At 62.0% G+C, this 9,164-nt stretch carries 5 protein-coding genes and 1 pseudogene; 5 read left to right on the forward strand and 1 reads right to left on the reverse strand.

Annotated elements, in window-relative coordinates:
• A pseudogene (locus RKP46_RS02215) lies at nucleotides 1-161 on the forward strand (sulfurtransferase); the annotation flags it as partial.
• A gap of 75 nt (nucleotides 162-236) precedes the next feature.
• On the opposite strand, the gene RKP46_RS02220 reads toward RKP46_RS02215, so the two are convergent.
• Nucleotides 237-1,754: a helicase HerA-like domain-containing protein gene (locus RKP46_RS02220; RefSeq protein WP_311105118.1), complete on the reverse strand. Its 1,518-nt coding sequence runs from the start codon at nucleotides 1,752-1,754 to the stop codon at nucleotides 237-239.
• 155 nt (nucleotides 1,755-1,909) lie between these two features.
• On the opposite strand from RKP46_RS02220, the gene RKP46_RS02225 reads away from it, so the two are divergent.
• The 4 genes from RKP46_RS02225 to RKP46_RS02240 all read left to right on the forward strand — a co-directional run bounded on the left by RKP46_RS02225 (nucleotide 1,910) and on the right by RKP46_RS02240 (nucleotide 9,096).
• Nucleotides 1,910-5,101 (forward strand): BPTD_3080 family restriction endonuclease, encoded by a 3,192-nt coding sequence (locus RKP46_RS02225; RefSeq protein WP_311105119.1) that lies wholly within the window; start codon nucleotides 1,910-1,912, stop codon nucleotides 5,099-5,101.
• Nucleotides 5,102-5,106: 5 nt separating this feature from the next.
• Nucleotides 5,107-5,517 carry a type II toxin-antitoxin system VapC family toxin gene (locus tag RKP46_RS02230; protein WP_311105120.1) on the forward strand — a complete coding sequence of 137 codons (411 nt, stop codon included), beginning with the start codon at nucleotides 5,107-5,109 and terminating at the stop codon, nucleotides 5,515-5,517.
• On the forward strand, nucleotides 5,514-8,105 hold the full coding sequence (locus tag RKP46_RS02235; protein ID WP_311105121.1) for a site-specific DNA-methyltransferase: 2,592 nt from the start codon (nucleotides 5,514-5,516) through the stop codon (nucleotides 8,103-8,105). The genes RKP46_RS02230 and RKP46_RS02235 overlap by 4 nt, the downstream gene beginning before the upstream one ends.
• A gap of 109 nt (nucleotides 8,106-8,214) precedes the next feature.
• Entirely contained in the window at nucleotides 8,215-9,096 is an 882-nt protein-coding gene (locus RKP46_RS02240) for a hypothetical protein (protein WP_311105122.1), read from the forward strand.
• The last annotated feature ends 68 nt before the right edge of the window (nucleotides 9,097-9,164 follow it).

Raw genomic sequence — 9,164 nt, forward strand, 5'->3', positions numbered from 1 at the left:
CCGCCGGCTACACCAAGGTGTACAGCATCGCCGAAGGCTTCGAGGGCGATACCGCGAAAGGCGGCACGCAGGACGGCCAGCGCGTCGTGAACGGCTGGAAGAACGCCGGTCTGCCTTGGACCTACAAGCTGGACAAGGCGAAGATGTACTTCGTGAAGTAAGCGCCCCGGTCGTTTCGCTTGCACACAAAATCGGCCACCCCAGGGTGGCCGATCTCATTGCGGGAGCGCCGTCAGCTAGCGCCGCCTGCCCCCACCCAGGATCGACCCCAACACGCCACGGATGATCTCGCGGCCAACCTGCGAACCGATCGCACGTGCGGCGCTCTTGGCCGCAGCCTCGACAACACTCTCGCGACCGCGCGCCGCGGGCTTCCCGGAGCCACCCCCGCCGAAAATGCTGCCGAGGCCGTCGAGAAAACCACCGGAAGATGGCGCCTCGGCCGTCGCTGGTGCAGCTTCCGGCTGGGCCGCAGTAGCCTCGGTACGCGCTTTCAGCTTCTCGTAGGCCGACTCGCGATCCTCGGCCTTTTCATAAACGCCATAGACCAGCGAACCGGTGATCACCGCCTTGCGCTCATCGGCCGTCAGCGGTCCGATGCGCGAGGCCGGCGGCAGCACGAAGGCGCGTTCGACGATGCTCGGCCGCCCCTTCTCGTCGAGGAAGGAGATGAGGGCCTCGCCGACGCCGAGTTCGGTGATCACGGCAGCCGCGTCGAAGGCGGGGTTGGCACGCAACGTTTCGGCCGCCGTCTTCACCGCCTTCTGGTCGCGCGGCGTGAAGGCGCGCAAGGCGTGCTGGACGCGGTTGCCGAGCTGGCCTAGAACCTTGTCCGGAATGTCGAGCGGGTTCTGCGAGACGAAGTAGACGCCGACGCCCTTCGAGCGGATCAGACGCACGACCTGCTCGATCTTTTCGAGCAGCGCCGGCGGCGCCTCGTTGAAGAGCAGATGCGCCTCGTCGAAGAAGAAGACGAGCTTCGGCTTCTCGACGTCACCGACTTCCGGCAGCTGTTCGAACAGTTCGGAAAGCAGCCAGAGCAGGAAGGTGGAATAGAGGCGCGGGCTGGACATCAGCTTGTCGGCGGCGAGCACGTTGATGACACCCTTGCCGTCGACGGTCTGCATCAGGTCGTTGATGTCGAGCATCGGCTCGCCGAAGAAGGTCTCGCCGCCCTGCTCGCCGAGCGTCAGCAGGTTGCGCTGGATGGCGCCGATCGAGGCGGCCGAGACGTTGCCGTATTCGGTCGTGAAGGATTTCGCGTTCTCGCCGACGTGCTGCACCATCGCGCGCAGATCCTTGAGATCGAGCAGCAGCAGGCCCTGGTCGTCGGCGATCTTGAAGACCAGCTGCAGCACGCCGGCCTGCGTGTCGTTGAGATTGAGCAGCCGCGCGAGCAGGATCGGCCCCATGTCGGAGATCGTCGCGCGCACCGGGTGGCCGGCAGCGCCATAGACGTCCCAGAACGCGGCCGGGTACTTCGCCGGCGCCCAGCCCTCGACCTTCAGCGCCTTCAGGCGCTCGGCCAGCTTCGGCGACTCGACGCCGGCGGCAGCGATGCCGGAGAGGTCACCCTTTACATCGGCCATGAACACCGGCACGCCGATCGCCGAGAAGCGTTCGGCGAGCACCTGCAGGGTGATCGTCTTGCCGGTACCGGTGGCGCCGGTGATCAGGCCATGACGGTTGGCCAGTGCGGGCAGGAGGGCGAGATCGGTGGTCTGGTGGCGGGCGATGAGCAGGGGGGCGGTCATGGAATTGCTCCAGCAGAAAGGGTGACCGCCATTCTAGCCGCACAAGAAGCCGGGGGCGCGACACGCACCTTGCTTCCACGCCAGCGACTACTCGAATCGGAACTGACGAAAGAAGGGCGAGGCGCTAGAATCAACCCTTCACCGGAACCATGCCGATGGCAAACGCCGACAACCCGATCCTGAATACCCCCTACGCCGAGCCGGCGCGCCACTACGCGACCGACACCGAAGGCAACCTGAACTACAAGGACATCCGCGAAGGCCGCCGCGTCTTCACGCCGGATGTGCCGCAGGTGCCACTCGGCCAGCAGACGCAGGGCAGCATGTTCGATCTGAACGACCTGCGGGCGGACTACGGCGAACAACTCGTCAATCAGTTGCGCGATCAGGTCGGCGCCTGGCGGCGCGATAGCTACCGCAGCATCACCAGCCGCGTCACCCGCGACCTGCTCGCCTGGTGGTTCGCCAATCCCGAGCGGCAGCCGCATCAGAAACTCTTCTTCGCACAGCAGGAAGCCGTCGAAACCGCCATCTGGCTGAACGAAGTGGCCGAAAAATCGAACCACGGCACGCACCTGCTCAACCAGCTTCGCGAGCGCCAGGCCACGGCCGGCGACAAGCCCGAGGATCGCCTGCCGCGCATCGCCTTCAAGATGGCGACGGGTGCCGGCAAGACGGTGGTGATGGCTTGCCTGATCCTCTACCACTACCTAAACCGCCGCGAATACCGCAACGACACCCGCTATTGCGATTATTTCCTCGTCGTCGCGCCCGGCATCACCATCCGCGACCGACTCAAGGTGCTGATCCCCGATGCCGGCCACGACAGCCCGCAGGAGGCACAGGATTACTACCGCCAGCGCACGCTCGTCCCGCCCGCCTACCGAATGGCAATGGGCGAACTCGCGCACCGCCTGATCGTCACCAACTTCCACGAATTCCTGCCGCGCCTGCTCGCCGGCAACAAGAAGACGCCGTTCGACGGCAAGCTCGGAGACAACGGCCGCAAGGTCGAAAGTCGCGAGGACGAAGCGCAGGTATTGCGCCGCGTGCTCGGCAGCTTCAAGCCCGGCCGCCGCCTGCTCGTAGTCAACGACGAAGCGCACCACTGCTACCTGCCGCGCGCCAGGGGCAAGCTGTCGGCAACGATCAACGAACTCGACAATTCGGAGACCGAAAACGAGCGCGCCGCCGTCTGGTTCTCCGGCCTGCGTGCGCTGGCGCAGCGCTTCCGCCTGCGCGCGGTGTACGACCTCTCGGCAACGCCCTACTACCTCTCCGGTTCCGGCTATCCGGCCTACTCGCTGTTTCCGTGGACGGTGAGCGACTTCGGTCTGATCGAAGCCATCGAAGCCGGCCTCGTCAAGATTCCCTTCCTGCCGGTCGACGACAGCAGCCATGCCATCGACGAACCCGTCCTCAAGAACCTCTACGAGCACTGCAAGGCCGAACTGCCGAAGAAAGGCCAGCGCCGGGCGCGCAAGGACGCCGCCGACGAAGCCGCCGGGAACGACGGCGAAAGCGCGCCCAACCTGCCCGGCATGGTGCGCGCCGCGCTCGAACAGTTCTACGCCCACTACGAGGAATACGAACGCGGGCAACGGAAGAAGGGGGAACTCAAGGCCGACATGTTCACCGCGCCGCCGGTGTTCATCGTCGTCTGCAACAACACCACCGTTTCGCGCGAAGTCTTCAAGGAAATCGCCGGCTACGAACGCCACAACGAAAATGGAACGACGACCGTCGTCCCCGGCCGCCTGCCGCTCTTTTCCAACTTCGACGCGCACACCGGCCGTCCCCTGAACCGCCCGCCGACGCTCCTCATCGACAGCGACGCCCTCGAACACTCCGGCCAGATCGACGACGGCTTCAAGAAAGTCTTCGCGCCGGAGATCGAGCGCTTCAAGCGCGAATACCGGCGACGCCACCCCGACCGCAGCGTCGAGCAACTGACCGATGCCGACCTCCTGCGCGAAGTCGTCAACACCGTCGGCAAGCCCGATACGCTCGGCGCCCACATCCGCTGCGTCGTCTCCGTCTCCATGCTCACCGAAGGCTGGGACGCCAATACCGTCACCCACGTCATGGGCCTGCGCGCCTTCGGCTCGCAACTGCTGTGCGAGCAGGTCGCCGGCCGCGCGCTGCGTCGCCGTCACTACTTCATCGACCCGAAGACCGGCAAGTTCCCGCCCGAATACGCCCACATCATCGGCGTCCCCTTCAAGCTGTTCAAGGCCGGGCAGTCAACACAGGCCGAGGTGCCGGAACACGCCATGCTGCGCGCCCTGCCCGAGCGCGCCGCACTCGAAATCCGCTTCCCCAACCTCATCGGCTACCGCCTCGAAAGTGAAACCGGAAAGCTCGAAGCCGACTTCACCGCCACGCCGGACTATGTCATCGACACCACCCGCCAGCCGGTCGAAACCACGCTCGGCACCGCCGTCTCCGGCGACACGCAGTTGCTTCGCGCCAACCTCGAAGCACTGCGCGACCAGCAGGTCATCTACAAGCTGACCAAGGACTACCTGCGCCGCGTGCACGACGAAAAGCAGCGCGACGACCTGCGCCTCTTCCAGCAGGTGAAACGCATCGTCGAGACCTGGTACGAGCAGAAACTGAAGCTGAAAGGCGAGGCCGACCCGGTCTTCAAGCGCCTCGTCGTCTACGAAGAGCCGCAGGCCATCGTCGAAAGCATCAATCGCGGCATTGTCGCCCATGCCGCCGAGCGTGAACGCGTGCTGCCCATCCTCAACCACTACAACCCGGTCGGTAGCACTGCGCATGTCTTTGGCCAGACGACGAAAAAAACCTGGCCGACGAAGAAGAGCCACGTCAACCTCGTCGTCGCCGACACCGATACTTGGGAGCAGATTGCCGCCAAGACGCTGGAAAAGATTCCCGCCGTGGAGAGCTACGTCAAGAACGCCTTCCTCGGCTTCACCATTCCCTACATCGAGGGTGGCAAGGAGCGGCAATACATCCCGGATTTCCTGATCCGCCTGCGCACTCCGAAGCTGCGCGAGGCTGCGCTCATTCTCGAAATCACCGGTTTCAACAAGAACAAGGAACTCAAGCGCTGGGCCGTCAGCGAGCGCTGGCTTCCGGCGGTCAACAATGCCCGCCGGAAACTCGGGTTGCCGCCCTGGCACTTTGCCGAGATCGACGATATCGACGACATCAAGCCCCGCCTCACGCGCGCCATCGAAACCATCATCGAGGAGATCGATGCGGCGCCGGATAGCCTGCTCGAAGTCCTCGATCTGCTCGCCGGCCTGCCCGGCGATTTCTATCCGAACGGGCGACACGATCCGCCCGCCCCTCCCATCGCCCCTCTCGACCTGGACTGATGCCCATGTCTGCCCGTTATCTGCTCGACACCAACATCTGCATCTTCATGCGCAAGGAACTGTTTCCCGCCATGAACGAACGTATCGCAAAACTGCAACCGGGCGCACTCGCCATGTCCGTCGTCACCTGGGGAGAACTGGTGACCGGTGCGGAAAAGTCGCAGCAACGCGAGCGCACACTCGCCAATCTTGCCCGCCTGCGGGAAATCGTCCCGGTACTCGATCTCGCTGACGACGTTGGCGACCACTACGGCGAAATCCGCGGTCATCTGGAAAAATCAGGGCAACCGATCGGCCACAACGACAACTGGATCGCCGCCCATGCCCGCGCGCTGGGCCTCACGCTGATCACCAACAACACCCGCGAATTTGCGAAGGTTTCCGGGCTCACCGTCGAAGACTGGACGCAAGCATGACCGACAAGAAGATCGACAGCCTCAAGCACAAGAAGGCCAAACGCGTTCACATCCCGAGCAAGGAAGAAGCCGGCATCGAAAGCAACGAACCCAGCCGCGCGCAACTGCCGCTCAACCCGGTGACCACGCGCGGACAGGACCCCGAACTCTGCTGGCTCGAAAAATACGGCGCCGACGACCAGGACGAACTGCTCGACCTCGACATCCGCTCGCTCTACCGCAGCGAACACGTCGCCCCCGAAAAGCTCATCCAGCGCCTCTACCAGTTGAAGCGCAAAGGCGCGCAGCAGGATGACTTCTTCGCCGACGAACTCTTCGCCAACTACAAGGACATCGACGAACTCGACAAGCCGACCTGGTACTACAAGCAGTCCGGCGACTGGGCCAACCGCCTGATCCAGGGCGACAGCCTGATGGTCATGGGCAGCCTGCTCGAACGCGAAGGCATGAAGGGCCAGGTGCAGATGATCTACATCGACCCGCCCTACGGCATCAAGTACAACTCCAACTGGCAGATTCGCCTGTCAGGGGCAAATGCGCGCAACGTCAAGGACGGCGACGACGCCAGCTTGAGCGGCGAACCGGAAGTCATCAAGGCCTTCCGCGACACCTGGGAACTCGGCATCCACTCGTATCTGAGCTACCTGCGCGACCGCCTGCTGGTGGCCAAGGAACTGCTCGCCGAATCGGGCTCCTGCTTCATGCAGATCAGCGACGAGAACGTCCACCTCGTGCGCTGCGTGATGGATGAGGTGTTCGGGAGCGAGAATTTTGTTTCGCTGATTACGGTTGTAAAGACCAGTGCGCAAGAGTCAGATTTTCTGCCGAGTACAAACGACTATTTGGTTTGGTATGGCAGGCAGAAAGAAAGCCTGAAATATCGCAAGCTATGGAGTGCAAAAGCTGACTCTGATCCAGGAACCATGGAATACAACCGGGTGGAGCTTCAGGATGGCATCCGCAGAAAAATGACGCCTGAAGAGAGTGACAATTGGTCTTTGCTACCAGAAGGTTCTAAGCCATATCGTCAGGACAATATTGTTTCTCAACGACCGCCCGGCGATTTCCCAGTCGAATTCGAGGGAAAAATTTACCGTCCAATTACCGGGTATTGGAAAACCGGTATTGCTGGAATGCAAAAGCTAATTGGTGCCAAGCGCATAGAGCAACGCGGAAGAATGTTGAGCTATGTCCGTTTCTTCAACGATTTTCCGTTCAAGCCAATGTCAAATTACTGGCCTGACACCCGATTCTCTAGCCGTAGTGAAGACAAATCTTATGTCGTCCAAACCTCTCAAAAGGTCATAGAACGCTGCATCCTCATGACCACCGACCCCGGCGACCTCGTGCTCGATCCGACCTGCGGCAGCGGCACGACGGCCTACGTCGCCGAGCAGTGGGGCCGGCGCTGGATCACCACCGACACCTCGCGCGTGGCGCTCAACATCGCCAAGACGCGGCTGATGACGGCGAGCTTTCCGTGGTACACGCTCACCGACGAGCAGGCCGGGCTGGCCCGCGAGGCCTGGGACGTGCGCCACGGTTTCGATTACAAGAAGGTGCAGCGCGTCACCCTCGGCTCGCTCGCCAACGACGAACCGCCGGAAGAGGTGACCCTGTTCGATCAGCCGGCCATCGACAAAAAGAAACTGCGCGTCGCCGGCCCGTTCACCGTCGAGACGCTGCAGAGTTTCGAACCGCTGGCGCCGGAAGCGCTCGACGAGGCAAGCCTCGACACCGAGCGGCTGGAAGCCTTCCAGCACCGCGTCTTCGAGCATCTGAAATCGGCCGGCGTGAAGAACGGGGCGAAGAACGAGATGGCGGTGTTCGTGCGCATCGACCCGCTCACCGACGCGTATCTGCACGCCGAGGGTTACTACGACACCGCCGAGGGCGAGCAGAAGGCCTACATCCACCTCGGCCCGCAGTTCGCGCCGGTGACGAAACCGGCGGTGAACGAGGCGATCAAGGCCTGCCGCGCGCGTGGCGATGCGCAGTGGCTGCTGATCCTCGGCTTCGCCTTCGAGTCGGACGTGGAGAACTCGCTGCAGAACCAGCGTGCCGGCGCCTTCCGTGTCGACAAGGTGCGCATGCACGACGATCTGCTGCAGGCCGGCCTGACCAAAAAGGACAAAAAGGCGGCGACCTTCGTCACCATCGGCGAGCCGGACATTGCCTTACTGCGCGACGGCGATGAGGCTGCGAGCGCCGCCCGTATCGAGATTCGCGGCCTGGACATCTACGACCCGATCAAGGACGAGGTGAAGGCGCGCTCGGTCGCCGACATCGCCTACTGGATGGTGGACGACGACTACGATGGCGCGAGCTTCATGGTGCGCCAGGTGTTCTTCTGCGGGGGCGACCACGACGATTTCGACAAATGGAAGAAGGGGCTTTCCGACCTTGCCAAGGCGAAAACGAAGAAGAAGGTCGAGAACACGCTCAAGATCGAACTCGACGACGAGGCTTTCGACCGCCTCTACGGTTATGTCTCGCACCCGATCCCGCTGCGCGCCGGCCGGCGCGTGGCGGTGCGCGTGGTCAGCCAGTTCGGCGAGGAATCGACCAAGGTGATGGCGCTCACCTGATGTCGCAAGCTCAGCAATGATTTGCAGGTATCGCTACAGGGTCTCCGGCAGAGTACGCCTAGCAGGCAAGTTCGCGGTTCCGACAAACGGGGCGCGCTTCGATTTTGAATTGAACGAGCATGGGGTCATTACCCACCTTATCGTTGAAGCATCGGTTACCGACGAAGCCTATTGGCCACAGGCGACAATCAACCCGGCTCACGGCGTAAGTTTCGGCATTGACATCCCATCGCCTCCTGCTTTGGAGATCGCGCAGTTCGTGCTGCGACCACTCGAAGGATTACTCGCGATTTACGGCCTGCAGGGGATCAATAAGGAGCATCCGGCTGTCGAGTGGATTCCAGAAAATGATGAAGAGCAAAGCCGGCTGAAATTGTTCTCGTTCCAACGACGCAGCATCGAGACCGACGATGCCGAACTGCGCCCGTTATCGTTCGACCTTGTGGCTCGCTCGGTTCTAGCTGCGTTCGACGCACGTACGATCGAAGTGCCGTTGAGTTTCTACCGCAAAGGCCTGATCGACTGCCACGAACAGCGCTACATCGAAGCTTTCTACGATTTCTTCTTCGTTCTGGAAACAGTCTACGGGCAAGGAAAATTCAAAAAGGCCGCGTTGCAGCAGGCATTCAAGAGTTCTGCGGCTCTTGTCGAAATCGTCAATAGGGTGGTCAGCGATCCTGAGTTCATGACTGTCGCCCTTAGGACACGGACCCTAACAGACGCATATGCTCAGCGTTTCGGCAAGCTGAGTCCGGAGCAGATTCTGGATGAACTGGTCGAGATTCGAGGACTGTTACATCACCATTCATCGGCCAACAGGACTGAACGCAGCTGGAATCCGGACGACCATCAGCGATTCGAACTGGAAGCAGTCCTGATCCAGCAGATAGCGTTTGGAATTGTGTTTCGCCTTGCTGAGCCGTTCGTGTTCGACGAGTGTCACGAGAGCACCTTCCTGAGTTTGGCTCGCACCGCGACCGGCGGGCGATAGAGTAAAATCCGCTTCTTTCGTTTTCAGCACTGAGGAAGAATCATGGCCGGTCACTCCAAATGGGCCAA

This window comes from Accumulibacter sp. (assembly GCF_031732815.1).
Classification (GTDB): domain Bacteria; phylum Pseudomonadota; class Gammaproteobacteria; order Burkholderiales; family Rhodocyclaceae; genus Accumulibacter.

What these genes read in the sequence shown, in the direction of transcription:
- RKP46_RS02220 (WP_311105118.1), bottom strand. Translation starts at nt 1,754, where the DNA reads ATGACCGCCCCCCTGCTCATCGCCCGCCACCAGACCACCGATCTCGCC.
- RKP46_RS02225 (WP_311105119.1), top strand. Translation starts at nt 1,910, where the DNA reads ATGGCAAACGCCGACAACCCGATCCTGAATACCCCCTACGCCGAGCCG.
- RKP46_RS02230 (WP_311105120.1), top strand. Translation starts at nt 5,107, where the DNA reads ATGTCTGCCCGTTATCTGCTCGACACCAACATCTGCATCTTCATGCGC.
- RKP46_RS02235 (WP_311105121.1), top strand. Translation starts at nt 5,514, where the DNA reads ATGACCGACAAGAAGATCGACAGCCTCAAGCACAAGAAGGCCAAACGC.